A 24,725-nucleotide genomic window follows, 5' to 3' on the forward strand; every position below is an offset into this window, starting at 1 on the left:
ATTTACTCCCCTTTCCTGACTGCTTCGTCCGCTGCGTGTGCAGCGTCTCGCTGGCTGGCGACCAGCGCCGCAAGTGTGTTGATCGAACGGAAATGCTCTCGCGTGCGCTCGTCGTTCGCCGCGATCGTCAATTGATATTTCTTGCGCAGCACGATACCGATCTCGAGCGCGTCAATCGAATCGAGACCGACACCGTCCGTGTCGAACAGCGGCGCATCGTCGTCGATGTCCGCCGGGCTCAGGTCTTCCAGATCGAGTGCCTCGATCAGAAGCTGCTTAATTTCCAGTTTTAAAGAATCCATAATCGAACAGGTGCCGGGTGATATGTGCTTCGATTGCGCTGGTCACGGTGCGCGCAGCAAGCGCTGGCGCCGCGTCGCTTGCTGTCAGTTGCTCGATGCCGACCGGCTCGAGCACACTCACGCGCATCCGGAACGGGCGCGGCGGTACGTCGTACCAGCGCATCTGCCGCGTGAACGCAGGCGGATCGCAATCCATCAGCACCGGCAGGATTGGCACATCCGCCTTCAGCGCCATGTGCGCGAAGCCGCGCGAGAACGCGTGCAGACGGTTCGGCGCGGGACTGCGCGTGCCCTCGGGAAAGATGATCATGGTGTAGCCCGCTGCGAGCTGGCGCGAACCGGCTTCGACGAGTTCGACCGGATCGGCATTGCTCACATATTCGGCGGCACGCACGATACCCCAGAAGCACGGGTTTCCCCAATGCGCGTTTTTCACTACGCAGCAGGCCCTAGGGGTCAGCGACAACAGCACCACCACGTCGAGATAGGTCGGGTGGTTCGCAACGACGATCGCCGGCCGGCGGTTGCGCAACGCAGCCCCACCCCGCACATCGAGTTCCATCACTCCGATCCATTGCAGCGCCGCAACGAGCGCGCGAAAAAACTGGTGGATCACCAACGTCACGATGCGCTGCCGCGACGCGCGATGCGGCCAGAGCCACGCGATCGGAAACACGAGCAACGAGAACAGCAGCCCGCACACGCCGAATACGACGAAGCTCATACCGGTTGCAACCAGACGCCAGTAGTAGCCGATGCGGGTATTCATGCCGCCACTCCGTTCCAGCGCCACTGCCACCCCGCGCGCGGCCCGTGCCACGCGGCCGGCTCGCGGCGCTCCAGACAGCGCAGCACGGCTTCGCTCTGGGTAGGCAACGCAACAGATGCGAGCTCATCGGGCTGATCAGACTCATCGGCGCAAACCGTGCATTCGAGATGCCCGATAGCCTGGGAGTCCAGCAGAATCGCGAGCGCGCCGCCTTGCACTTCGTGTTCGACTGGACCGTAGATCGCATCAGCGGGCTCGTCCGCGTAAACGAGCAGCACCGGGCCACATGGATCACCGGCATATTGCGCGTGCGCTTCTAGCAGCGCGTAGCCGAGCGTTTCGGCACCCGCCGACAGCGCGCTGGCAGGCGCATGATCGCCGCGCGCAATACTGAATATGCCGGGCATCGCGTTAAGCACGGAGAGACTGAAGGCGGTTGGCGAGACGGGTTCGCCGGCCGTGAGTGCATGGAGAATATCGGTGGTGCGCCGCAATTCGCCATGACGCGACGCAAATACCACGCGTACCTCGCATTGCCGTGGCACGCAGTCGTGCGCCACTTTCAGCGCGGCGCGCGACAGTGTGCTCAGACGACGCCTGACCATCGGTTCGATAAAGCCGATATCGGGAGCGACGGCTGCTGTCGCGGGCCAGGAAGACCAGCGAGCAACCGGAATGGTCCAGTGCAGATCGGGCATGTCGGTGTTTGCGCGCATGAACGCTGCTGGCGCCTGACCGGGGGACGCCCGCTGTGGCGCAATGTGCGCGCACTCGCCAGGTCGTCACCGCCGGAGTCGATCCAGTCTTGTTCTCTTGTTTTATGGATTCAGTGAATTAACCGCACATGCCCCGTTTATTCAGGGCGGCGCGTTTCGCGTTTGGTCAGATTTCTATGTGCTCCCCGTAATGTGCCGAATCATAACGAATATTCGCCGGTAAATCAGCCTGAAAAAACGTATCTCGCTATATCCGTCTCGTTAGCGCGACGGAATGTCGACTGAATGTCAAAAGAATGGCAAGCCGGTCAAAGAAACATTGAAGCCTTAAACCTCTAACGCATGTCCGGTTTTAAGCGAGAGCCTTTCGATTACCCGACTACCGTCATGCCATACGCCGTTTCAATTCTTGACGCTTGAGTTTTGGCACAGTGCTAAAGCGACATCATTGCGTCGGCATGCCTGTGGAGCGGGCCGTCGGAAAATACTGCCGGGAAATGGCAACGGCCTCACAGGACTTGCACCCTGTGAGGCCGTTGATCTATTGACGTACTGATCTGGTGAAGCGCAGCTAGCTGTTGCCGTCGGACCGTTAGCGACCCGGAGGCGATTACTGCACCGTCTGCGCCGCGCCGACCGGCGCTGCTGCCGGCGCCTTGACCGGCGGCGCGCCAGGCGCGGCAGACCCCGGCACCTCGTTCGACGCCCCACCGTTCTTGTCGAGCGGAATCCGTACCGTACGCACCGTACCGTTGTTCAGCGGGAAAGCATCGAGCGCGCTGCGCGCCAGATAAGGCATCGCGCCGACCAGTGAGGGCTCGTCGGTGGAGGTGCGGGCCGTCACGTTGTAGACCTCCTTGCCGGTAGCACGCTCGGTAAAGCGGATGCCGAGCGTATGCACGGACACCGGATAGTTCTGGTTCACGTAGCCGGCCGGGAACGCACCATACGCGCCGTACGGCCCCCACGGGTCGAACGGACGGCCCCAGTAGCCGGGGAAAGGACCTGCCCACGGGTTGGCATAGACCGGTTCGGAAACCGTTACGGTGCCCGCCCGCGTCGAATACGTCAGGCCGACCAGATAACGGGCTTCGGCCGCGTCGACGCGGCGGAATGCGTGGGTGGCGAGTTCGTCGGCAACCAGCTGTTCGTAAGTTGCCTGTTCAAGATTGTTCTGCTGCGCGGCGGTACGCGTAAACGCGTAAGTCCGCGTGGCGTCGCTGCCGCTCCAGTCGGAAAACGCTGTGACGCGGCTCGTCACGTAGGTCGTACAGCCGGAAAGCATCACGGTCAACGCCGCCAGCAACAGCGTCGCGCGCCGGGTCCATCGGTCCAGTTTCATGGTCGTCCTCGTCTTGCCTGTCATGGGTGTGCACATTGTGCAGCGGCCCGATAATACGCTGACCGGTCGAGTCGGTAAAAAGTTCGCCCGGCAGGAGGCGCGGAGCCTTTGTACAATGGCGGTCTATGCCCGTCTCGCCCATCCGCGCAGGCCGGCTCCCCAAAAATCCCCTTACCCGTGGACATCATGGCAGATACCGCAACGCCCACCGTGATCCGGCGCGCCGACTACGCACCGCCGGCTTTCCTGATCGACACCGTCGCGCTGGAATTCGATCTCGTCCCAGAACGCACTGTCGTCAGGAATACGATGCGCGTGCGGCGCAATCCGGATGCGGCCCACGCGGCGCACTTCGAACTGATGGGCGAGCAACTCGAGTTCGTCAGCGCGACTATCGACGGTACGCCGCACAGCGCCGTGCGCACGCATGCGCATGGTCTGAGCGTCGATAACGTACCGGACGCCTTCGAACTGACGCTCGTGAACCTCTGCAATCCGGCAGAAAACACGACGCTGTCGGGTCTCTATGTATCGAGCGACAACTTCTTCACGCAGTGCGAGGCCGAGGGCTTTCGCCGCATCACCTACTTCCTCGATCGTCCCGATGTGATGGCGACCTACACGGTCACGCTGCGTGCGGACAAGGCCGCGTACCCGGTGCTGCTGTCCAACGGCAACCTGCTCGACGAAGGCGACCTGCCGGATGGCCGCCATTTTGCGCGCTGGGAAGACCCGTTCAGAAAACCGAGCTACCTGTTCGCGCTGGTCGCGGGCAAGCTCGTCAAGCTCGAAGAGCGGGTGCGCAGCGGCTCGGGCAAAGAGAAACTGCTGCAGGTATGGGTCGAACCGCACGATCTCGACAAAACGCGTCACGCGATGGACTCGCTGATCAATTCGATTCGCTGGGACGAGCAGCGCTTTGGGCTCGAACTCGATCTGGATCGCTTCATGATCGTCGCGGTCGGCGACTTCAACATGGGCGCGATGGAGAACAAGGGGCTCAACATCTTCAACACGAAGTACGTGCTGGCGAACCCCGAAACCGCCACCGACACCGACTTCGCGAACATCGAAGCCGTGGTCGGCCACGAGTACTTCCATAACTGGACCGGCAATCGCGTCACCTGCCGCGACTGGTTCCAGTTGAGCCTGAAGGAAGGGCTGACGGTGTTTCGCGACCAGGAGTTCTCCGCGGACATGGCCGGCGGAGCCACCGACGAAGCCGCGCGCGCAACCAAGCGCATCGAAGATGTCCGCGTGCTGCGCCAGATGCAGTTCGCCGAAGACGCAGGCCCGATGGCGCATCCGGTACGCCCGGAAAGCTACGTCGAGATCAACAACTTCTACACGATGACCGTCTACGAGAAAGGCTCGGAAGTCGTGCGGATGTATCAGACGCTGTTCGGCCGCGACGGTTTTCGCCGCGGCATGGACCTGTACTTCAAGCGGCATGACGGCCAGGCCGTGACCTGCGACGACTTCCGCCATGCGCTCGCCGATGCGAACGGTCGCGACCTCGCGCAGTTCGAGCGCTGGTACAGCCAGGCCGGTACGCCGCGCGTCACGGTCAGCACGCACTACGACGCCGCGCAACACCGCTACCGCGTCACGCTGTCGCAGGGCTACGGCGACGCCGCACCGGCCGCACGCGAAACGCAAAAAGGCCCGCTGCTGATTCCGTTCGCAATCGGACTGATCGGCGCGAACGGTGCGGACCTGCCGTTGCGTCTCGAAGGCGAGGCTGCGGCGCAAGGTACGACGCGTGTACTCGAGTTCACGCAGACCGAGCAGACCTTCACGTTCGTCGACATCGCGGAGAAACCACTGCCGTCGCTGTTGCGCAATTTCTCGGCGCCGGTGATCGTCGAGTACGACTATTCGGCTGAAGAACTTGCCTTCCTGCTCGCCCACGACAGCGATCCGTTCAATCGTTGGGAAGCCGGCCAGCGGCTCGCGACGCGCGAACTGCTCAGCCTCGCAGCGCGTGCAGCAACGGGTGCGTCGTTGCAGCTCGACGACTCGGTCGTCAATGCGTTCGCGCGGGTACTGACCGACGAAACGCTGTCGCCTTCGTTCCGCGAACTCGCGCTGATGCTACCGTCGGAAACGTATCTCGCGGAACAGATGCCCGAGTCGAATCCGGCCGCTGTGCATACCGCGCGGCAGTTCGTGCGCCGACGTCTCGCCGAAGCACTGAAGAACGACTGGCTCGCGATCTACGAACGCCATCAAACGCCTGGTGACTACGAAGCGACGCCTGACGCAGGCGGTCATCGCGCGCTGAAGAATCTTGCGCTCGCCTACCTCGCCGAACTCGCCGACCCTGCCGATGCCGTACAGCTCGCCGGTGCGCAATACGACGCGGCGAACAACATGACCGACCGCGCCGCTGCGCTGTCCGCATTGCTCACTGCGGCAACGGCCGGCGACGGTCGCCGTGCGCAGGCAGCGCTCGAAGACTTCTATCGCCGCTTCGAAAAGGAACCGCTCGTCATCGACAAGTGGTTTGCGCTGCAAGCCACGCAACGCGGCTCGGCGCAGCGTCCGGTGATCGATATCGTGCGTGCACTGATGTCACATCCGGCGTTTAACCTGAAGAACCCGAATCGCGCGCGTTCGCTGATTTTCAGTTTCTGCGCGGCGAACCCCGCGCAGTTCCACGCGGAAGATGGCTCGGGTTACGCATTCTGGGCGGACCAGGTCATCGCACTCGATGCACTGAACCCGCAGGTCGCCGCGCGGCTTGCGCGTTCGCTCGAACTGTGGCGCCGGTTCACGCCGGCGCTGCGCGAGAAGATGCGCGGCGCGCTTGAAAAGGTTGCCGCGCAGGTGAAGTCGCGTGACGTGCGGGAGATTGTCGAGAAGGCGCTGGGCTAGCAGGTTCCGACGGTGTCGTTGGCCGGCTTGCCGCCGGCCCGCTCACCCTCCGCCGATCAGGCAAAAAGCCGGCACCTGTGGCCGGCTTTTTATCGTGTGAAGCGAAAACAGTTGCGCGCACCCGACGTAAAACTCGGGCAGGGCAACCCGAGCGGGTAAAATCGAGGGATTCCTCAGTCTTTCCGGAGCACTGCAATGGCTTTATCGCGACGTACCACTCTCACCAAGTATCTGATCGAGCAGCAGCGCGAGAACAACAACCTGCCCGCCGATCTGCGTCTCCTGATCGAAGTCGTGGCGCGCGCGTGCAAGGCGATCAGCTATCACGTCAGCAAGGGTGCGCTCGGCGATGCGCTCGGCACCGCCGGCAGCGAGAACGTGCAGGGCGAAGTGCAGAAGAAGCTCGACATCCTGTCGAACGAAATCCTGCTCGAAGCCAACGAATGGGGCGGCAACCTGGCCGGCATGGCATCGGAAGAAATGGAACAGTTCTTCCCGATTCCAGCGAACTACCCGAAGGGCGAATACCTGCTCGTGTTCGATCCGCTCGACGGCTCGTCGAACATCGACGTGAACGTGTCGATCGGTACGATCTTCTCGGTGCTGCGCTGCCCGGACGGCCAGCAGCCGACCGAACAGTCGTTCCTGCAGCCGGGCACCCGCCAGGTCGCGGCCGGCTACGCGGTGTACGGTCCGCAAACCGTGCTCGTGCTGACCACCGGCAACGGCGTGAACTGCTTCACGCTCGACCGCGAACTCGGGTCGTGGGTGCTCACGCAGAGCGAGATGCGCATTCCGGTCGAGACACGCGAATTCGCGATCAATGCATCGAACGAACGCCACTGGTACCCGCCAGTCCAGCAGTACGTCGGCGAACTGAAGGCCGGCACCGACGGCGCGCGTCAGGAGGACTTCAATATGCGCTGGATTGCATCGATGGTGGCCGACGTGCACCGCATCCTGAATCGCGGCGGCATCTTCATGTACCCCGCCGACAGTCGCACACCCGACAAGCCAGGCAAGCTGCGCCTGATGTACGAAGCGAACCCGATGGCGTTTATCGTCGAGCAGGCCGGCGGCGCCGCGACCAACGGCCACAAGCGGATTCTCGACATCCAGCCGAAGAGCCTGCACGAGCGCGTTGCCGTGTTCCTCGGCTCGAAGAACGAGGTGGACCGCGTCACGCGCTACCATCTCGAGGCAAAAAGTTGATCGGCGGGGCTTGCCAAAGGATAGAAAGTATCCCTATAATCGCGGTTCTCTGATGCCGGAATAGCTCAGACGGTAGAGCAGCGCATTCGTAATGCGAAGGTCGGGGGTTCGATTCCTCTTTCCGGCACCAAATCGATATTCAGAAAAGTAGTTGGAAGTTCTCAGACCCGCGCCAGCCCTCAGGCTCCGCGGGTTTTTTGTATCTGTAGATCGCGCAGAATCCCCCCGCCGTGCTTCACCTATCGCCTGACTTTCCGGACGGCGATCACCCGATCGCTGTCATCGAAATCAATCGCGATATACGCGTTGAAGTCGGCCGGTGCGTAGGCAGCGGGACTGTACGTCCATGTAGTCGCAGCGGAACCGGACGGAAACAGATCGATGCGGCCGCCAGGCGCGCCTAAAAGCGCTTCGACAGTCGCGGCCGATGTGCCGTCCGGAATAGCCGAACGAAGAGCCCGCCACCGGCGCGCCGTGCGCATACGCCAGCCCAGCAGTGCACCGATAAAGGCGCATACCAACGCAGATACCGCCACGATCTCAAACATAGTACGGCCTCGGTTCAGCAGCGCTGATGATGCAACCCGTCACGGTCCTCGTGTCCATCATGGGCGACGGGCGCGGCCCATGTCGCTGACACCTGAAGTGCTTCCATGTCTGTCCGACTCCTGCAGAATTGCGGGTTACGAAGAAATCGCCGATCGCAGCCAGTTCTCAAAAGCTGTCGCGGCCTGCAAGCCGATGTTGTGATCCCGCGATCGAACGAGATAATAAGACGTCACTTCGACGCTGAATCGCTCACCATCGAAAGGCGCGATCAGTCGCCCATCGCGCAACTCTTGCGCAGCCAGAAGCTCGCTCTCCAGCACCACACCGAGACCATCGACTGCGGCGTCGATCGCCATCACCGAGCGATCGAGCCATAGCTCGTTGTCGAGCCGCACGTCCGCACATCCTGCCTGCCGCAAATACTCCGGCCACGTCAGCGCGTTCGACGAATGGATCAGCGTTGCGCGCGCCAGATCCTGCGGCGCGCGCAACGCGAGTTCCTTTGCAAGCACGGGGCTGCACAACGGACGCAACCGCTCAGTCAACAACGGCTCGACATCGAACTTCGGCGTATGCGGTTGCCCGTAGACGATCGCGATATCGAATCGCGTCGCCTCCAGTTCGTCATGACCGGAAAGCGTGGACAAACGAATCCTCACATCCGGATTGCCGCGCAGGAATTCGGGTAGTCGCGGCTGCAACCACTTGGCGGCAAAACTCGGACTAGATGCGACGACCAGATAACCGCGTTGCGACTGCGGCGCGACCAGATTCGTCGCCTCGGCAATCACGCCAAATGCTCGCTCGATCTCGCGCGCATAGGCACGCCCCGCAGCCGTGAGCACCGCCCGCCCGGGATGCCGCTGAAACAGCGGCACACCCAGAAAATCCTCGAGCTGCTGAATCTGATGACTGACCGCGGAGGGCGTCACCGCAAGCTCTTCCGCACCCAGCGCAAAACTGCCGCGCCGCGACGCCGCCTCGAATGCGACGAGCGCCTTGAGCGGCGGCAATCGGGATTTCGAGGGGCTTCTAGTTGAGCTCATTTGATGGGCTGCTGAATTTTATGCGTTGGCGCCAACCTGCTCGCCTTCTTAAGATGTTCTCTCACGGCAATCGACCCATGGAGCAAACGATGAGCGAAGGACTTCTGCAGGCATCCAGAGACTTTCTGGTCCGGTACGGCGGCGATGCTTTCCCCAACCTGTTCACGTCCGCCAAGGGCACCATCGTAAAGGATAGCCACGGCCGCGAGTATCTGGACTTCACGTCGGGCCAGATGTGCGCCACGATCGGGCACAACCATCCGGCCATCGTCGAAGCCGTTCATCGAGCGGGCGAGAAAGCGTTCCATATGTTCAGCGGCATGATTCCGGAGGTCGTTGCCGAACTCGGGCAGACACTGGCACGCGACTGGCTGCCCGGCGATCTCCAGAAAACCATCTTCATCAACACGGGCTCTGAAGCCACCGAGGTCGCGCTGCGCATGGCGAAGATGTACACCGACGGCTATGAAGTGCTGGCACTCGGCGGTTCGTGGCATGGCATCACGGGCGGCGCCAGTACGGTGTCGTTTGCGAGCGATCGCAAGGGTTACGGCGTGCCCGCACCCGGCGTGTTCCTGATCCCCGAACCGAATTCGTATCGACCGTATATTCCGGCTGCCACACCGGAAGCGTCGGCGCTGGCCAACCTGAACCTCGCGTTGAAGATGTTCGACATGCAGTCGAGCGGCCGCGGTGCCGCGATCATCGTCGAGCCCATCATCAGCGCCGGCGGTGTGCTCGTACCGCCGCAATCGTTCATGCAGGCATTGCGCAAAGCCGCCGACGAACGCGGCATGCTGCTCATCTTCGATGAAGCGCAAACCGCGTTTGGCCGCATCGGCACACGCACCGGATCGGAGTTCTTCGGCGTCGTGCCCGACATCATGACGATGTCGAAGACGCTCGGTGGCGGTTTGCCGCTTGCTGCGGTGTCGACGACGTCGAAGATCGAGGAAGTGCTGCATGAAAAGCACTTTACGTTTTACACGAGCCACGTATCGGACCCGCTTCTCGCCGAAGTTGGACTCGCCGTTCTGCAGGTGATCAAGGAAGAGCACCTGATTGCACGCGCGAACGAAATGGGCGGCTATCTACGGAACCGTCTGGAAGAATTGCAGCAGCGTTACGAAGTCATCGGCGATATTCGCGGCGCGGGTCTGCTGCTTGGCGTCGAACTAGTCACCGACCGCGCATCGCGCAACGCGGCTCACGAACTCGGTGCGCTAACAACACGCAAATGCTTCGAGAACGGACTGAGCATGAACATCCGCCGACGCCCCGAGCGCGGTTCGGTATGGCGCATCGCCCCGCCGTTGACGGTTTCCACCGACGAGATCGATCGCGCAGTGGCGATCCTCGACAAGGCGTTGGGCGATAGTCTCGACGAGATTGCGGGCGCGAGAGCGAGAGCGAACTGAGATTCGCGAACGGCACCCACTCGACATCGATGCCTCGCTACACCCGCGAGGTGTCACACCTTTCCACGGGCTCTGGTTCACAATAGCGACGCGATCGTCGGCGTAACGTCGACAGCCTTGCAGTGCGCATCCGGCACTGCGTGAACAGCTGTCATTGCGAACGATCGCCGACATGCGCGCAACTCACCGGTTCGACGACAGCGCGCCTCCCCCACTATTCTGAATCGCTTCAGCAAGCCCGAAAGGAACGAAAACATGAGCGGTGCAATGATCGATATTCCGTCCCGCGATGGCGGGCGCTTCTCTGCCTATATGGCGAAGCCCGCCCAGGGATCCGGTCCGGGACTCGTGTTGCTGCAGGAAATCTTCGGCATCAACGGTTACATGAAAGCGATGGCGGACCGGTACGCAGAGGAAGGTTATGTCGTACTCGTTCCGGACTTGTTCTGGCGCATGAAGCCAGGCGTCGTGCTCGGCTATGACGAAGCGGATCTGGCCCAGGCGCTCGACTACAACGCCCGGCTCGATCCGCCGCTCGCCGTGACAGATATCGCGGCCACCATCGACGCGTTACGCGCAAGACCCGAACAGGCGGGCAAGGTCGGCACGATCGGCTACTGCCTCGGCGGCAAGCTTGCGATGCTGGCCGCAGCACGCACCGATGTGGATTGTGCGGTCAGCTATTACGGCGTCGGTCTCGATGCGTTCATCGATGAGGTCGCATCGATCCAGTGTCCGATGGTTTTCCATTTCGCCGGCGAAGACGCACATTGCCCAGCGCATGTGCGAGAAAAAATCCAGACCGCGCTTGCGAACAGACCGCAGATCGAGCAATACGTTTATCCCGGCTGCGGCCATGCATTCGCCACGCCCGAACGCGAACACTTCGACAAGCCGGCCACGATGATGGCGTATTCGCGGACGCTCGCGCTGTTGCGCAAGGTACTCGGCCCGATCCATGACCTGAATACGTTGTGGGAACAACATTGCTACTACGAGTTCGCCACGCGGGACGTCAACGCGGTGATGCCGACCATGGTCGCCGAACCCTACGTCAATCATGTGCCTACGATGACCGGCGGCGTCGGGCACGACCAGTTAAAGCGCTTCTACAAATATCACTTCGTCGATTCGAACCCCGCCGATACGCGCCTGATTCCGATTTCACGCACGATCGGCGCCGATCGTATCGTCGATGAGTTTGTATTCTGCGCGACGCATGATCGGGAGATCGACTGGCTTCTGCCGGGTCTGCGGCCAACCGGGAAATACTTCGAAGTACCGATGCTCGCCGTGGTCTGCTTTCGCGGCGACAAGCTCTACAACGAACATATCTATTGGGACCAGGCATCCGTCCTGGTGCAGATCGGCCTGCTCGATCCGACCGGGTTGCCGGTGGCCGGTATCCAGACCACTCGCAAGATGGTCGACGAAACACTTCCGAGCAATGCGCTGATGCCGAACTGGGCATCGAGCGAAGGGAAGCCCACCTGATCACGCACAAACGATATCCATACCGGGCTGCCGGCGGCGGCCCGCATCAGTATTCATCCGTGTTTCGAGCGCCGTATTGCTAGCAACTCTCTATCGTCACGACTAAAACGATAAATCAGGAAATCGTTTACTTTCAAGATATTCCTTGCTAGCATGATTTAAAACAAGGTCGCAATTTCACATAGAAAGTATTTCGTAATTAATCGACTCATATAGCAATTCCGGCTTGAACGCCGGCTCGCAAGGCACGTCCTTTAGATCTGTGAGTGGCAAAGCACTCTGACTGAGGCCAGATATCTCCTGGCCCATGAGACCTGGCCTGACCCGCAAGATACAACCTCGGATTCCAGATCGATTCCATCTGGATATCCAATATCGTCATTTGAATCAACTAACGCAATTCATATTGAATACGTTACTCGGGTTAACGATTATTAATTATTTAGGAAAACGTTACCCTAAATAACTCAAAACGAATAACAGCTCTCGTTAAATGTTGTCGCATTTCAACCCGTGGCAAATGAGAAGGAGACGATATGAAGAGCAGAATCATCACCAGCCTGGTTGCAGTTCTGTCCGGAAGCGTGCTCGTGGCATGTGGCGGCGGTTCAAGCGATGGCGTGCCCGCAGCGGCGCTGAAACAGCTTGATCAGAATGCCAGCGTGATAGCCCCCGATCTGAGCACCGGCAGTCCACCCGGATCGAACTTCAACCTCGCGCCATTCACGCTGCAACTGCCGACGGGCTCGTCCGGCGATATCGACACGGTGAGCAGTTCCAGACTTACGGGCGGCTACACGGACAAGCCCTACTTCTATACGGACAGCTCGGACGGTTCGATGGTGATGATGGATCCCACGCAGGGCTGGACCACGTCCGGCTCGCTGCATCCGCGGACGGAACTGCATGAGAACGCGACGTGGTCCACGGCCGGCACGAACAGGATGAACGCAACGGTCGCCGTGACCCAGGTGCCGGACCACACCACGGTCGGCCAGATTTTCCAGGGCTCCGGGCCTAGTAAACCGCTGTGCGAATTGCAGTTCACTTCAGGTGGTGTGGTGAAGCTTCTACTCGAGAGCACTAACCAGGGCGGCAAATCGAACACCTACACGATTACCAATGTCGCGGTAGGAACGAAGTTCACCTATGAGTTGAGCCTGAGTGGCACGACGGTCACCGTGAAGGTCAACAGCACGACGAAGACCTATACGATGGATTCCAGCTTCGACGGAGAGAACTTCTACTTCAAGGCCGGCGACTATGATCAATCGGCGGTATCGGGTACGCCGTTGACGACGGCTGGCACGGTCGTCAAGTTCTATGCGTTGAGTCTGACGCACTCGTAGCCCGCATTTTTTCAGGCTTGCCGTATCACTGAACCCTGTTTCAAAGCGCAGGGTTCAGCCTCTGAACTGGCCCACCTGAACCCAGCGCTCACGCCCCGACAGAATCGAGATCGCCCGTCTCTCTCAAAGCGACCACTTGAGTTCTCCATAGAACGTCCGCCCCGGATACGGATGGAAGACGTAATAGCGACGATCCGTCAGGTTGTCGACGCCGAGCGACGCAAGCCAGTGACGATCGATCTTGTAGCGCGCCTTCAGGTCGATCACCGTAAAGGAACTCGTGCCGCCGTAGACGTCCGGGTTCACATCGCTGTTATCGAGCGTGTTGTACTGGCGGCCCGAATAGCGCACGCCGACGCTCGCGAGCCACTGCTCGTTGAAGCGATACGACGCGAGCAGGTTCGCGCGGACTACGGGGATGCGCGGCCAGCGGTTGCCCTGGTACGCCGGGTTCGCTGAATCCTCGAGCGTGCGCGCGTTGCTGGCCGACACGTTGGCATCGAGATCGAGTCCGCGCAGCAGGACGTTCTGCCCCGAGAACGCCAGCTCGACGCCGCGCACGCGCACCCGGTCGACGTTCGAGATATTCGTGACCGTCGTGGCCCCGCTGATCGTGGTCTGGCTGTAGATCGAATCGCGCAGATCACTCTGGAAAATGCTCGCCCGTACGACACCGACGCCGACGTCGCGCTCGGCCGTGAAATCCCAGTCGATTGCCTTCTCCGGGCGCAGACCCGGGTTGTTGTTGACGAGCGCGTTGTTCGAGATCGTTCCCTGGAACAGTTCGGCGACGGTCGGGAAGCGCGTGCCGGTTGCGAACGACACGCGGAACCGCCAGTCGTCGGTGGCCTGCCATTGCACCGATGCTTTCGGCGACAGCGCGTTCGCACCGCGGTCCGCGTAGCCGAGCGTCGAGCTTGCGTTGCCGAGCGCGCCGCCGTACGCATCCCAGCGCTCGTAGCGCAGACCGAGCGTGGCGAGCCAGCCCGGCGCGAAACGCCACGCATCCTGGCCATACACCGCCTGGGTCCGGGTGTCGCCGCGATAGGTGCTGGCAAGCGTCACCGGCGCACCGTTCAGCCAGTTCGGCGTGCTGTAGGTCTCGTTGCGCAGGAAGTAGTTGTCGAAGTGATAGCCGAGCGTGAACGTGTGCCCCGCCACCGACGGCGACTCCGCCTTCAGGTCGAAGGTCCGCCAGCCGGTGCCGTCGCCGTGGAAGATCGTGCCCGCACCGCCGCCCAGCGACGCCGGCGGCGCGGTGGTTGCCGAACGCAGTACATCGTGCGAGACGTCGTAGGCGGAGACCGTGCTGGACAGGCGCCAGCCCGAACCGAGCTTCGCGTTCAGGCCGAACGCGTACAGCCAGTTTTCCTGATCGCCGTTAGCCGGCGAAAACGCACTCGGCGAGAGCGTGTAGTTACGCCCGCCGATCGTTACATTGCCGCCATACACGGGATTGCCTGCCGCGTCGGTGAGAAACGTCTGCGCGCGATCCTTATAGTGGTTTTCCCAGTGCCCGAGCGTGAGCGTCGCGTCGACCTTGTCGGTGAACGCGTAGCCCATCCGCACGGTTTCGGTGAGCTGCTGCGTGCGCTCGATCATCTGCGGCCCGACGAACACACGCGGCCGACCGTTCGGGCCGATATCGGTGGCGGCACCCGTTACCGGCACCGGTGTGCCAAACGACGGGTTGTAAGTACCGTTCGGCGCCGCGTACTGCATCGGTTGACTGTTGTTCTCCAGCCGGTCGAGTGTCAGCGAATACCAGAACCGTCCGACGCGATCGGCAATCCGGGCGGACTGATGATTGCCGCCGAAGCTCTGTGCAAAACCGTACGGATCGTCGTAGCGCTGCGTAAAGAACTGCGTATCCAGCGACGCTTCGAGCTTCTCGGGCTTGCGCGTCGTGATCTGCACGGTCGAGCCGATCGAGTTGCCCGGGTACAGCGCCGAGAACGGTCCGTACAGCACCTCGACCTGGGCGATGTCGTCGGGGGCGATCAGCGACCAGCGCGGCGGGTAGCCGTAGCTCGAGCCGAGCAGGTTCGACAGCAGCAGGCCGTCTGCGTAGACCAAACCGCGCGCGCTCTGCATTTCGTTGAAGTCGCGGCCGGAGAACACCGAGTTGCGATCGCCGATGAAGCGCTTGCGCACCATCAGGTTCGGTACGTACTTCAGCGCATCTTCGGTGTTGACCGTGTTGTGCGCGTCGATCTGGCGGCGCGTGATCGTCTCGACCACGGCCGGTGTGTCGGGCGCAAAAGCGGGACGTACCGGCCGCGCCGCATTGATCGTGACGACGGGCAAAGTATGTATGTCGCCCGTCAACGCTTGCGTCGAATCGTTCGTTAACAATGAATCGGATGGATCGGCCGGCGCGGTGGTGGTCTCGGCGGAATGAGCGGACTGAATGACGAAGGCCGCCATGCACGCAGCCGAAAACGGCCGGCGTGCAGACAGCGCAGCAATGGCGTAACGCATGGGAAATCCTGAAAGCGTGATCGAGAACGACGCGCGCACGAACCTCGCGCGATAGGGCGCGATCGGGCGGCACGCGACGTGCGGTACCCGCACCGTCGATAAGGACGATGACGACGGCGCGGACTCGGGAGACGGGCTAGATCAGCGTTTCAGGTGGGGCACGAGGTTGCGCGACGCGAACGCTGCGACGCACAAAGACGGTTTCCGGCTCAAATGTCTGCTGATACACAGACGCGCGAGCGGGAACCGGCAGGAAGGGAAGACTGGCTCCGAGCGCGAAATTCGCGGCGAAGCCGGGGCAATAGACGCAGTGCGGGACGACGAGGTGGACTTTGCCGGTGTCGCTGGCGTCGCCAGAACCGCCGAGATCGATGACGACGCTCTGGCCGCCTGCATGGCAGAGCTCGACGGTGAACGGACTCTGCGTACTGGCAAGACGCGCATAGCCGATGACGGGCGACAGTACATTGAGTACCAGCGCCAGCCATACGAGGCCGATCCACCGCGTCGAGCGTTTCATCATTGGTCTGAAAATTTGTGCGCGCAGTATAACAAGCAGGCGACACGCGGTCTGCGGCCAATTGCCATACCGAGGATCGTTAAATTTTGTTTAAGCAACTTTGAATTCATCGACCGCTGTGCCGTTAAAGCAACAAAGAGGCAATGAAAGCAGCGTCACCGCTTCGCAGCACTGGTGCAAATCGGGGAGCGAGGCAGATAATCACTTTACACAGGAGAACTATCATGGATACCAGACCGCCAAGAGTCCCGACCCCGGACAAAGTCTTTAGTCCGGATCCGGAACCCGCAGGCGTGGAGTTTCTCGGGGCCGAACTGCCGGAACATGTCCGCGCGTTTCTCGACGAACAACGCAAGACGTGCGAACAGAAGTAAGCACCCGCCGCGACGTTGCAGTTGCCTCAGCACATTTGCTGCGGCGCAGTAACGCACTGAGGCATGCGCTACCGAAATCGCGCACGCAGGTCCCTACCTGCTAGCTGTACCTGAGTCCCGACTGATTCAGCGTGCGGGTCTGTGCACGTCCGTTGCTCGTCTTGTACATGTTGTTCTGCTGTCCCTCCCGCACTTCCTCCCGCCTCAGCTTTTTCCCCGTACTTGATCGCTGCGCGCATGCTTCGCCGCGCATTGTCCTTGGTTCGTTTATTCTTCGGCTTTTCCCGCCTCGATTAACGCCGCTTGACTGCCCATCAATGAAACTCACTTACCGCCCTGCTGCAGTGCTCCGCACGCTCGCGCTTTTTTCCGCGATCTGCTTCGCCCCCATGCCGGTCTCCGCAGCCGGCGACGACGTGGCGCTCACCAATCTGATCGCACTCGTGTCGCAGCGGCTCGCGCTCGCCGAGCCGGTCGCGCGCTGGAAATGGGCAAACCATCAGGCGATTACCGACAAGCCGCGCGAGACCGCCTTGCTCAACGACGTTGAAAAACGCGCGCAAGCGGCCGATGTCGATCCGGCGTTCGCTCACGCGTTCTTCCAGGACCAGATCGATGCGAGCAAGGACGTGCAGAACGATCTGTTCAAGACCTGGCAAACGACGCGGCCGCCCGAAGGGCCGGCCCCCGATCTTGCGGCCAGCACGCGACCGCAACTGGACAGACTCACTGCCGCCTTGATTGCGGGGCTTGCGCGTATTCAGCCGTTGCGCGGCGCGTCGGACTGTCCGACGCGAGTCGCCGATGGAATCGCGAACTGGAAATCGCTAACGCGTTATGACGCGACGTATTCCGGCGCGCTGACGCGGGCGCTTGGGCATGTGTGCGAGTCGGGTGGGGTTGGTGCGACTGGGTGAGGCTGGGCGCTAAAGCTACGCGACGGTATCCGCACCAGCCAGCGCCGACAAAGGCGCAGCAAGCGGCGTGACGCGCAGGCCGCGCGCAAGGTGCGTCTGCAGAATCCGGTACGTCGAGAGCTCGAACGGACCCGCAATGCCGGACGACGTCAGCAGCGCTGCTTCCTCGAGCGACGGCGCATGGCCCACATAACGCCAGCGATCCACCACATGGAAAGTGCGCGAGCGCGACGCGTCGTCGCGCTCCTCGAAGACGATCGCGCCTGTGTACGGCCATGGCGCATCGGCGGGATCGTCGCGGGCCGCACGGGGCAGCCGGTTATGGACGGGACGCAGCGCTGCTATCCACTGCGCCTCGGCAAGCAGCGCGCCGAGTTCGCCGCCCGTTGCACGCCATTCCACTCGCCGCACCTGCTGCGCAAGCCGCATGTCTTTCGATGACCGGCGCTCGCCGGTCAGATGCGTACGCAAGCGCTGCCGCACGCGTACGCTGCGCCCGACGTACAGCGGCGCATCGTCCTCGCCGTAGAGCGCGTAGACACCGCAACCGGCCGGCGCGCTATCGAGCAGATCTTCAGTAATGTCGCCGGCCAGCCGGTAGCGCCGCATCGTGCGCTCGATCTGCGTGCGCAACACGTCGAGCGGCACCAGCCCATGCAGGCGTTGCCAGAACTGCCACAGCAGATCGGCGTCGGCGAGCGCGCGATGTCGATCGGTGGGTACCAGGGCATGCCGCGCCATCAAGGCATCGAGCCCGTGGCGCTTCTCCGCCGGAAACAGCGCGCGCGACAGACGAACGGTACACAGCACATCGGGATTGAACGTGAAACCTGCGCGCGCGAACTCGCTGCGCAAAAAACCGCGGTCGAAGCTGGCGTTGTGCGCGACGAAAAGCTTGCCGTTCAGGCGCTCGAACAGGGCGGCAGCGATCGCATCGAACGTGGGTGCGCCCTGCACCATCGCATTGGTGATGCCGGTCAATTGCTGGATGAACGGTGGAATCGGCTGCTGCGGATCGACCAGCGTGCTCCAGCGCGAAACGCCCGACGCCCCCAGTTCGACCACGCCGACCTCGGTGATGCGGTGCTCGCCCGGCGAGCCGCCGGTCGTTTCGAGGTCGACGAAGACGATCGGCGTGTCGATCGCGGGGTCCGGCAGAAGCTGTTCGAGCATGACAGGAGTTTGAATGTGGCTTACGGGAAGTATGCCACCAGTTGCCGGCAGGGCCGCACGCCGCCGCGCCAGGCGGGAAATCCGCAACCCGCGATTCACAGCGCCCGATTTAATATCGACCGCCCGGTAATCCGGCCAGATGGTTAATTAAATATCGCCGGCTTCAAGACCGGTTCGTATCGTGGGCCATACAAGAAAAAAGCCCCCGACGATGCGGGGGCTTTCAATGGGCCGCAGCTAACTCATGCGGCGCAGGGCCTTTACAGCGGCTGGATGTTCGCAGCCTGCTTGCCCTTCGGGCCGGTCTTGACCTCAAACGAAACGCGCTGGTTTTCCTTCAGCGACTTGAAGCCTTCGCTGCGGATTTCCGAGAAATGAGCGAACAGATCTTCGCCGCCTGCGTCCGATGTGATGAAGCCAAAGCCCTTAGCATCGTTGAACCATTTGACGATACCGGTTTCCATGTTCCAGTTTCCCTCGAGATTTAATAAAAACGGGCAATGCCCTCAAGCCGATATTACGACGTACATCCTCTGTTGCCGGAGGTACGCATCGGCCTGTAATGCCGCTGCGTCTGTCAATCGAAAATTCAGCTCTGCCGTTATACGGGCGGCGGGGAATCGTCGTCAAGTAAATTTTTGGAAGGTGTATTGCGCAACAAACAATATGGCAATGCGCGGCGCATGGAGAACGTTTTCAGCTTATTTCCGGTGTGAACCGGATCGTTAAAACGTCATTATTACTTAATCACGGATCTTGAGAATCTTTTGATAGGAAAATATTACCTTGACGTAACAAATTGTGTTTTTGGTAAGTGTTTGTCCGGGTTGTATGTATAAGGCATCCATTTCAAGATCGTGTGCATAAGCTGTCCCAGGGAGAGAGTGCCATGCTGAATGAATTCCGCCGCTTGATCGCGTGGTTGAACCGTGCGCCAAACGAGGCGCCAGCCATTACTACCGCCGTCTCTCACCTTGCATTCGACCCGGTCTGGCACGGAGATCATTGGCAAAACCTGCTGTCTTCCCCTATGGACGCCCGTCACTATGTAATGGAAGACTGGAGTCTGTCCTTACCGCTGGATGTATTTACCCCCGGCGTTGCGGCTCAACAGGGATAACAGGCAGCAACCGCGCGAAAGCTACAGGCAAAAAAAAGCGCGACTTGGAGGTCGCGCCGACAAAGGTTTGGAGATCTTTTTCGTCAACGAAAAAGTCTGCTTCGGAAAGCAGAGATTAAAGTATAGCGCCACCGCATCAGCCCATTAGTAGCGCAAACAACAAACATCTATTCCTTATACGACAACAATCTATTTTTATGCCTTTTAGCGTTGTTTTCGTACGTCGTTTGCTGTAGCAATTGCACAACGCCGGTTGGTTGACACATCCTTCCCACCCCTTTGCTCGTCTTGAAAAGCCTTTCCCAGCAAGGCTTTGAGCGATCATCCGAATAATTTCCAATCTCGTAATACTTTATTGCTGAAATTGGAACATCCGCTCCGCGGCCTCGTCTCTACACTCTGCCTGTCCGGAAACCAACGCGTTGGCCAGATCGCGCGTTTCACGCAAATTTCGCCTCTCGCAGCGTTAGCGTGAAGGTTTCCTTCAAGCCTGGGTTTCCAAAGCCCATCCTGTTCTCGGAGTTATAAAGATGAAAAAGACTCTTTTGGTCGCGGCCCTGTCGGGCGTTTTTGCTACTGCAGCGCACGCCCAAAGCAGCGTCACGCTGTACGGCCTTATCGATGCAGGTATCACCTACACGAACAACCAGGGCGGTCACAGCAACTGGCAAGAAACCAGCGGCGCGATCAACGGCAGCCGTTGGGGCCTGCGCGGTGCTGAAGACCTCGGCGGCGGTCTGAAGGCTATCTTCACGTTGGAAAACGGCTTCAACATCGCTAACGGCACCCTCGGCCAGAGCGGCCGTGAATTTGGTCGTCAAGCGTTCGTCGGTCTGGCAAGCGATCAGTTCGGCGCCTTGACCCTCGGCCGTCAATACGACAGCGTCGTCGACTATGTCGGCCCGCTGGCACTGACTGGCACGCAATACGGTGGCACGCAGTTCGCGCACCCGTTCGACAACGACAACCTGAACAACTCGTTCCGTATCAACAATTCGGTCAAGTACCAAAGCGTTGACTACGCCGGCTTCAAGTTCGGTGGCCTGTATGGCTTCTCGAACGACGCTGGTCAGTTCGCGAACAACCGCGCATACAGCGTGGGTGGTTCGTACAGCTGGGGCGGCCTGAACGTCGCAGCAGCTTACCTGCAACTGAACAGCAACCCGGGTGCAGCGCTCAACAACACGAGCGGTGCTGTGTCGGGTGACAACACGTTCCTGGCTGGCCGTCAACGCACGTTCGGTGCTGGCGCGAACTACTCGTTCGGCCCGGCAACCGTTGGTCTCGTGTACACGCAAACGAACCTGTCGCAACTGGCTGGTATCGGTGCAGGTGCATCGGGCGTGAGCGGTGGCATCAACGGTCTGGGTGGCAACAGCGCCCGCTTCCAGAACATCGAAGCGAACGCACGTTACGCTCTGACGCCGGCCCTGAGCCTGGCTGGTTCGTACACGTACACGCGTGGCAACCTGGCTGGTACGAGCCCGCACTGGAACCAGTTCAACCTGCAATCGGACTACCTGCTGTCCAAGCGCACGGACGTGTACCTGCAAGGCGAATACCAACGTACCAACAAGAATGCTATCGTCAGCGCAGACATCAATGGTCTGGCTGCTTCGAACAGCAATCAGCAAGTCGCTGTGACGGTTGGTCTGCGTCACCGCTTCTAAGCTGCTGGCAGTATCCGCAGTATCGAAAGGCGCCGCTTGCGGCGCCTTTTTTCATGGGCTTGAGGTTTTTGCCTGGAGTCCGGCGCGCTTCACACCGCGGGTAACGGTTTGAGGGGTTGAGGCAGCGCGCGTCGGTCGCTGCCAGCGCGATCAGGCGCCCGTATCGGGTGGTGGGTAGCTCACATCGAGCACATCGATCGGCTCCGGCCCTGCCGGCGTATACAACGTGACCTGATCGCCGATCCGCGCCTTCAACAGCGCCCGCGCAACCGGCGAGATCCAGCTGACATGCCCGCGGTCCAGATCGACCTCGTCGACACCGACGATGGTGATCGCATGCTCCTCGCCATCGGCTGTCCCATAGTGAACAGTCGCACCGAAAAACACCTGATCGACGCTCTCCTGCCGGCTGCTATCGACGATCTCGGCGAGATCCAGCCGCTTGGTCAGAAAGCGGATCCGCCGATCGATTTCGCGCAGGCGCCGCTTTCCGTAGATGTAATCGCCGTTCTCCGAACGATCGCCATTCGACGCAGCCCACGAGACGAGCTTCACGACTTCGGGACGCTCGTCATCGATCAGATGCAGCAGTTCGTCGCGCATCCGTCGATAGCCGGCCGGCGTGATGTAGTTTTTCGCCCCAGCGGGCACTTCGGGCTGGGCGACGTCGAGATCGTCGTCGCTTTCTTCGCTCGATTCTTTGACAAAAGCCTTGTTCATGGTAATCCGGGTGAATGCCGCAAACGTCCAGCCATCAAGGGTACACGATCGACACAGCGGCACAAATCGCGTTTCTCGCTTCCCTTTTTTCGAGGCTTTGCTATAATCTCGTTTCTGCGTGCGGCTGTAGCTCAGTTGGATAGAGTACTTGGCTACGAACCAAGGGGTCGTGGGTTCGAATCCTGCCAGCCGCACCATTTCATGAAGGGCCTTCCATCCGGAAGGCCCTTTGTTTTTGTCGGTGGGCCTTACGGTGGATCAGGTCAGTAGTCGGCGCGCTCGCGATCGATGCGCATGCCACCGTCGTGACGATGGTGCTGCTCGTCGCTCGGCCGCTCGCGCGTAATGCGCATCACGTCCGGATTGGTACGCACGCGGCGCATCACGTTGGCGAGATGCACGCGGTCGCTGACCTGGATCACGAAGCGCAACACCGTCGATTCCTGCGACAGGTCCTCGTCCATCGCAATGTGCACGATGTTCGCATCGGCAAACGTGATGTCCGCGGCAACGCGGGCGAACACACCCTTCGCGTTCTTCACGAGCACCTTGATCGCCACGTCGAATAGACGCCCCGGCTGCGGTGCCCACGCGACATCGATCCAGCGGCCCGGATCGCGCCGGTGAATGCGTTGTGCAACGCGGCAATCGGTTGTGTGGATCGCCATGCCGAGCCCGATGCCGATATAGCCCATGATGTCGTCGCCAGGGATCGGGCGACAGCAAGCCGAGAGCTGCACCGACATGCCTTCGGTACCGGTGATCACGACCGGCGGCGGGTTCAATACGGACGCTTCGCGCGGGCTGTCGTCGTCGGCATCGAGGCCGCGCATCAGCACTTCGATGCGCTTCGCCATCACCGCCGCGACGCGCCGGCCAAGGCCGATGTCCGCGAAAATTTCCTGACCGTTCTTGTTGCCGGTCCACTGCACGAGCTTTTCCCACACCTCGGGTGTGACGTCGGCCAATGCGAGCCCGTAGCCCTTGAGCGCCTGATCGACAAGGCGCTCGCCAAGCTGCACGGACTCGTTCAGGCGCATCGTCTTCAGGTAATGGCGGATTGCCGAACGTGCCTTGCCGGTACGCACGAAGCCGAGCCACGCCGGGTTCGGCTTCGAGTACGGCGCGGTGATCACCTCGACGATATCGCCGCTCTTCAATTCGGTACGCAGCGGCAGCAGTTCGTTGTTGATCTTCACCGCGACACACTGGTTACCAAGGTCGCTATGGATCGAATAGGCGAAATCGAGCGCCGTCGCACCGCGCGGCAGCGCCATGATCTTCGACTTCGGCGTGAACACGTAGACCGCATCCGGGAACAGATCGATCTTCACGTGCTCGAGAAACTCGCTCGAATCACCCGCTTCGCTTTGAATATCGAGCAGCGATTTGAGCCACTGATGCGCACGCTTTTGCACATCGTTGAGATCCGCGCCGCCGTTCTTGTACAGCCAGTGCGCAGCGACGCCCGCTTCGGCGATCTCGTGCATCTTGCGCGTGCGCACCTGGAACTCGATCGGCGCGCCAAACGGCCCCACCAGGGTTGTATGCAGCGACTGGTAGCCATTCACCTTCGGGATCGCGATGTAGTCCTTGAACTTGCCCGGCACCGGCTTGTAGAGCGCATGCAGCGCACCGATGCAGGTATAGCACTCAAGCGCACTCTCGACGACCACGCGAAAACCGTACACGTCGAGCACCTGCGAGAACGACAGTTGCTTGTCGCGCATCTTCTTGTAGATGCTGAAGATGGTTTTCTCGCGACCGGTCACTTCCGCGTCGAGCTTCGCATCGGAGATTGCGCGCTGCACCGACTCCATGATCTTGCCGACCACTTCGCGGCGATTGCCGCGCGCCGCTTTCACGGCCTTTTCAAGCGTTGCGTAGCGATGCGGGTTGAAGTTCGCGAAGCTCAGGTCCTGCAGCTCGCGATACGTATTGTTCAGCCCCAACCGATGCGCGATCGGAGCGTAGATATCGAGTGTTTCGCGCGCCACGCGGCGGCGTTTTTCGGGCGGCACCGCACCCAGCGTGCGCATGTTGTGCAGCCGGTCCGCCAGTTTGACGAGGATCACGCGAACGTCGCGCGCCATCGCCAGCAGCATCTTGCGGAAATTTTCCGCCTGCGCTTCCTCGCGGTTGCGAAACTCCATCTTGTCCAGTTTCGACAACCCGTCGACCAGTTCCGCGACCTTCGCACCGAAGCGCTCGGCCAGCTCGGCCTTGGTCACGCCCTGATCTTCCATCACGTCATGCAGCAGCGCCGCCATGATCGACTGGTCGTCGAGCTTCCAGCTGGCGCAGATTTCAGCGACGGCGACCGGGTGCGTGATGTAGGGTTCGCCGCTCTGGCGGTACTGGCCGAGATGGGCTTCGTCGCTGAAATGGAACGCCGCCTTGACCTCCTTGATCTCTTCCGGCGTCAGGTAGCCGGCGAGAGCAGCGGTCAGTTTGGCGATCGAAACGACGTCGTGCCGGCGCGGTTGCTCCGGCGTAGCGGTCGGCCCGAACAGATGGCGAAACGACTGTTCGAGGACCGCGTCGATGTATTTGCGTGCAGACGAGGGCGAGTCGGACTCCTGCTCTAGCTCTGTAGCAGAAGGCGAAGGGTGGGTGCTCATGCTCGCCTCCTTGTCAGTGAGCCCGCGGTCTGCACGCGGCGGAGTCATTTACAGC

Annotated in this window: 21 protein-coding genes and 2 tRNA genes; 11 read left to right on the forward strand and 12 right to left on the reverse strand. The window is 61.0% G+C overall.

All coding sequences use genetic code 11. The features are described from left to right. Window positions 1–2: 2 nt before the first annotated feature. The 4 genes from M0D65_RS05195 to M0D65_RS05210 form a co-directional block, all read right to left on the reverse strand. Window positions 3–302 (reverse strand): phosphopantetheine-binding protein, encoded by a 300-nt coding sequence (locus M0D65_RS05195; protein ID WP_091011644.1) that lies wholly within the window; start codon window positions 300–302, stop codon window positions 3–5. Then, window positions 277–1,071 (reverse strand): 1-acyl-sn-glycerol-3-phosphate acyltransferase, encoded by a 795-nt coding sequence (locus M0D65_RS05200; protein WP_266251603.1) that lies wholly within the window; start codon window positions 1,069–1,071, stop codon window positions 277–279. Before M0D65_RS05200 ends, M0D65_RS05195 begins: the two co-directional genes overlap by 26 nt. After that, complete coding sequence (locus M0D65_RS05205) at window positions 1,068–1,769, reverse strand: beta-ketoacyl synthase chain length factor (RefSeq protein WP_266252027.1); 702 nt, start codon at window positions 1,767–1,769, stop codon at window positions 1,068–1,070. The genes M0D65_RS05200 and M0D65_RS05205 overlap by 4 nt, the downstream gene beginning before the upstream one ends. A 628-nt stretch (window positions 1,770–2,397) precedes the next feature. Beyond that, window positions 2,398–3,129 carry a DUF4136 domain-containing protein gene (locus tag M0D65_RS05210; protein WP_266251605.1) on the reverse strand — a complete coding sequence of 244 codons (732 nt, stop codon included), beginning with the start codon at window positions 3,127–3,129 and terminating at the stop codon, window positions 2,398–2,400. 186 nt (window positions 3,130–3,315) lie between these two features. On the opposite strand from M0D65_RS05210, the gene pepN reads away from it, so the two are divergent. From pepN to M0D65_RS05225, 3 genes are all read left to right on the forward strand, one after another. Then, window positions 3,316–6,006: an aminopeptidase N gene (pepN, locus tag M0D65_RS05215; protein ID WP_266251607.1), complete on the forward strand. Its 2,691-nt coding sequence runs from the start codon at window positions 3,316–3,318 to the stop codon at window positions 6,004–6,006. Between the two features lie 195 nt (window positions 6,007–6,201). Further along, on the forward strand, window positions 6,202–7,218 hold the full coding sequence (locus tag M0D65_RS05220; RefSeq protein ID WP_091011447.1) for a class 1 fructose-bisphosphatase: 1,017 nt from the start codon (window positions 6,202–6,204) through the stop codon (window positions 7,216–7,218). 54 nt (window positions 7,219–7,272) lie between these two features. Further along, window positions 7,273–7,348 (forward strand) — tRNA-Thr (locus M0D65_RS05225). 109 nt (window positions 7,349–7,457) lie between these two features. Here M0D65_RS05225 and M0D65_RS05230 read toward each other — a convergent pair. Both M0D65_RS05230 and M0D65_RS05235 read right to left on the reverse strand, forming a co-directional pair. Further along, a complete protein-coding gene (locus tag M0D65_RS05230) occupies window positions 7,458–7,766 on the reverse strand; it encodes a hypothetical protein (RefSeq protein ID WP_266251609.1) in 309 nt (102 codons plus the stop codon). A 135-nt stretch (window positions 7,767–7,901) separates the two neighbouring features. Then, complete coding sequence (locus M0D65_RS05235; protein ID WP_266251611.1) at window positions 7,902–8,813, reverse strand: LysR substrate-binding domain-containing protein; 912 nt, start codon at window positions 8,811–8,813, stop codon at window positions 7,902–7,904. An 89-nt stretch (window positions 8,814–8,902) separates the two neighbouring features. On the opposite strand from M0D65_RS05235, the gene M0D65_RS05240 reads away from it, so the two are divergent. From M0D65_RS05240 to M0D65_RS05250, 3 genes are all read left to right on the forward strand, one after another. Further along, window positions 8,903–10,231: an aspartate aminotransferase family protein gene (locus M0D65_RS05240; RefSeq protein WP_266251612.1), complete on the forward strand. Its 1,329-nt coding sequence runs from the start codon at window positions 8,903–8,905 to the stop codon at window positions 10,229–10,231. A 255-nt stretch (window positions 10,232–10,486) separates the two neighbouring features. Beyond that, the gene (locus M0D65_RS05245; protein ID WP_266251614.1) at window positions 10,487–11,725 is read left to right on the forward strand and encodes a dienelactone hydrolase family protein; all 1,239 of its coding nucleotides are present in this window, start codon (window positions 10,487–10,489) and stop codon (window positions 11,723–11,725) included. A gap of 536 nt (window positions 11,726–12,261) precedes the next feature. Beyond that, window positions 12,262–13,074, forward strand: coding sequence for a polysaccharide lyase family 7 protein (locus M0D65_RS05250; RefSeq protein ID WP_266251615.1), 813 nt, complete (start codon window positions 12,262–12,264; stop codon window positions 13,072–13,074). A 123-nt stretch (window positions 13,075–13,197) separates the two neighbouring features. Here M0D65_RS05250 and M0D65_RS05255 read toward each other — a convergent pair whose 3' ends face one another. Beyond that, window positions 13,198–15,555 carry a TonB-dependent receptor gene (locus M0D65_RS05255; RefSeq protein WP_266251617.1) on the reverse strand — a complete coding sequence of 786 codons (2,358 nt, stop codon included), beginning with the start codon at window positions 15,553–15,555 and terminating at the stop codon, window positions 13,198–13,200. A gap of 136 nt (window positions 15,556–15,691) precedes the next feature. Next, window positions 15,692–16,075: a DUF2946 domain-containing protein gene (locus M0D65_RS05260; protein ID WP_266252028.1), complete on the reverse strand. Its 384-nt coding sequence runs from the start codon at window positions 16,073–16,075 to the stop codon at window positions 15,692–15,694. Window positions 16,076–16,299: 224 nt separating this feature from the next. On the opposite strand from M0D65_RS05260, the gene M0D65_RS05265 reads away from it, so the two are divergent. Next, complete coding sequence (locus tag M0D65_RS05265; RefSeq protein ID WP_170043833.1) at window positions 16,300–16,449, forward strand: hypothetical protein; 150 nt, start codon at window positions 16,300–16,302, stop codon at window positions 16,447–16,449. Between the two features lie 317 nt (window positions 16,450–16,766). Then, window positions 16,767–17,366: a chorismate mutase gene (locus tag M0D65_RS05270; RefSeq protein WP_266251621.1), complete on the forward strand. Its 600-nt coding sequence runs from the start codon at window positions 16,767–16,769 to the stop codon at window positions 17,364–17,366. Window positions 17,367–17,381: 15 nt separating this feature from the next. On the opposite strand, the gene M0D65_RS05275 is transcribed toward M0D65_RS05270, so the two are convergent. Both M0D65_RS05275 and M0D65_RS05280 read right to left on the reverse strand, forming a co-directional pair. Then, window positions 17,382–18,539 carry an exonuclease domain-containing protein gene (locus tag M0D65_RS05275; RefSeq protein ID WP_266251623.1) on the reverse strand — a complete coding sequence of 386 codons (1,158 nt, stop codon included), beginning with the start codon at window positions 18,537–18,539 and terminating at the stop codon, window positions 17,382–17,384. Between the two features lie 260 nt (window positions 18,540–18,799). After that, window positions 18,800–19,003 carry a cold-shock protein gene (locus M0D65_RS05280; RefSeq protein ID WP_091011435.1) on the reverse strand — a complete coding sequence of 68 codons (204 nt, stop codon included), beginning with the start codon at window positions 19,001–19,003 and terminating at the stop codon, window positions 18,800–18,802. A gap of 425 nt (window positions 19,004–19,428) precedes the next feature. Between M0D65_RS05280 and M0D65_RS05285 the strand changes: the two genes are divergently transcribed. Continuing rightward, the gene (locus tag M0D65_RS05285; RefSeq protein ID WP_091011434.1) at window positions 19,429–19,659 is read left to right on the forward strand and encodes a hypothetical protein; all 231 of its coding nucleotides are present in this window, start codon (window positions 19,429–19,431) and stop codon (window positions 19,657–19,659) included. Between the two features lie 530 nt (window positions 19,660–20,189). Then, entirely contained in the window at window positions 20,190–21,329 is a 1,140-nt protein-coding gene (locus M0D65_RS05290; RefSeq protein WP_091011433.1) for a porin, read from the forward strand. Window positions 21,330–21,479: 150 nt separating this feature from the next. On the opposite strand, the gene greB is transcribed toward M0D65_RS05290, so the two are convergent. Beyond that, window positions 21,480–22,049, reverse strand: coding sequence for a transcription elongation factor GreB (greB, locus tag M0D65_RS05295; RefSeq protein ID WP_266251626.1), 570 nt, complete (start codon window positions 22,047–22,049; stop codon window positions 21,480–21,482). A 120-nt stretch (window positions 22,050–22,169) separates the two neighbouring features. Here greB and M0D65_RS05300 point away from each other — a divergent pair. Continuing rightward, window positions 22,170–22,246: transfer RNA gene (locus M0D65_RS05300), tRNA-Arg, on the forward strand. Window positions 22,247–22,312: 66 nt separating this feature from the next. On the opposite strand, the gene M0D65_RS05305 is transcribed toward M0D65_RS05300, so the two are convergent. Beyond that, window positions 22,313–24,670: a bifunctional (p)ppGpp synthetase/guanosine-3',5'-bis(diphosphate) 3'-pyrophosphohydrolase gene (locus M0D65_RS05305; RefSeq protein WP_266251628.1), complete on the reverse strand. Its 2,358-nt coding sequence runs from the start codon at window positions 24,668–24,670 to the stop codon at window positions 22,313–22,315. Window positions 24,671–24,725 lie beyond the last annotated feature (55 nt).

Source organism: Paraburkholderia sp. CHISQ3, from assembly GCF_030464945.1.
GTDB lineage: Bacteria > Pseudomonadota > Gammaproteobacteria > Burkholderiales > Burkholderiaceae > Paraburkholderia > Paraburkholderia megapolitana.

Bases quoted from the DNA above. Each gene is read 5' to 3' on its own strand.
- M0D65_RS05265 (WP_170043833.1), top strand. From the start codon at position 16,300: ATGGATACCAGACCGCCAAGAGTCCCGACCCCGGACAAAGTCTTTAGT.
- M0D65_RS05275 (WP_266251623.1), bottom strand. From the start codon at position 18,539: ATGCTCGAACAGCTTCTGCCGGACCCCGCGATCGACACGCCGATCGTC.
- greB (WP_266251626.1), bottom strand. From the start codon at position 22,049: ATGAACAAGGCTTTTGTCAAAGAATCGAGCGAAGAAAGCGACGACGAT.
- M0D65_RS05200 (WP_266251603.1), bottom strand. From the start codon at position 1,071: ATGAATACCCGCATCGGCTACTACTGGCGTCTGGTTGCAACCGGTATG.
- M0D65_RS05230 (WP_266251609.1), bottom strand. From the start codon at position 7,766: ATGTTTGAGATCGTGGCGGTATCTGCGTTGGTATGCGCCTTTATCGGT.
- pepN (WP_266251607.1), top strand. From the start codon at position 3,316: ATGGCAGATACCGCAACGCCCACCGTGATCCGGCGCGCCGACTACGCA.
- M0D65_RS05255 (WP_266251617.1), bottom strand. From the start codon at position 15,555: ATGCGTTACGCCATTGCTGCGCTGTCTGCACGCCGGCCGTTTTCGGCT.
- M0D65_RS05235 (WP_266251611.1), bottom strand. From the start codon at position 8,813: ATGAGCTCAACTAGAAGCCCCTCGAAATCCCGATTGCCGCCGCTCAAG.
- M0D65_RS05305 (WP_266251628.1), bottom strand. From the start codon at position 24,670: ATGAGCACCCACCCTTCGCCTTCTGCTACAGAGCTAGAGCAGGAGTCC.
- M0D65_RS05260 (WP_266252028.1), bottom strand. From the start codon at position 16,075: ATGAAACGCTCGACGCGGTGGATCGGCCTCGTATGGCTGGCGCTGGTA.
- M0D65_RS05220 (WP_091011447.1), top strand. From the start codon at position 6,202: ATGGCTTTATCGCGACGTACCACTCTCACCAAGTATCTGATCGAGCAG.
- M0D65_RS05250 (WP_266251615.1), top strand. From the start codon at position 12,262: ATGAAGAGCAGAATCATCACCAGCCTGGTTGCAGTTCTGTCCGGAAGC.
- M0D65_RS05280 (WP_091011435.1), bottom strand. From the start codon at position 19,003: ATGGAAACCGGTATCGTCAAATGGTTCAACGATGCTAAGGGCTTTGGC.
- M0D65_RS05210 (WP_266251605.1), bottom strand. From the start codon at position 3,129: ATGAAACTGGACCGATGGACCCGGCGCGCGACGCTGTTGCTGGCGGCG.
- M0D65_RS05245 (WP_266251614.1), top strand. From the start codon at position 10,487: ATGAGCGGTGCAATGATCGATATTCCGTCCCGCGATGGCGGGCGCTTC.
- M0D65_RS05195 (WP_091011644.1), bottom strand. From the start codon at position 302: ATGGATTCTTTAAAACTGGAAATTAAGCAGCTTCTGATCGAGGCACTC.
- M0D65_RS05270 (WP_266251621.1), top strand. From the start codon at position 16,767: ATGAAACTCACTTACCGCCCTGCTGCAGTGCTCCGCACGCTCGCGCTT.
- M0D65_RS05290 (WP_091011433.1), top strand. From the start codon at position 20,190: ATGAAAAAGACTCTTTTGGTCGCGGCCCTGTCGGGCGTTTTTGCTACT.
- M0D65_RS05205 (WP_266252027.1), bottom strand. From the start codon at position 1,769: ATGCCCGATCTGCACTGGACCATTCCGGTTGCTCGCTGGTCTTCCTGG.
- M0D65_RS05240 (WP_266251612.1), top strand. From the start codon at position 8,903: ATGAGCGAAGGACTTCTGCAGGCATCCAGAGACTTTCTGGTCCGGTAC.
- M0D65_RS05285 (WP_091011434.1), top strand. From the start codon at position 19,429: ATGCTGAATGAATTCCGCCGCTTGATCGCGTGGTTGAACCGTGCGCCA.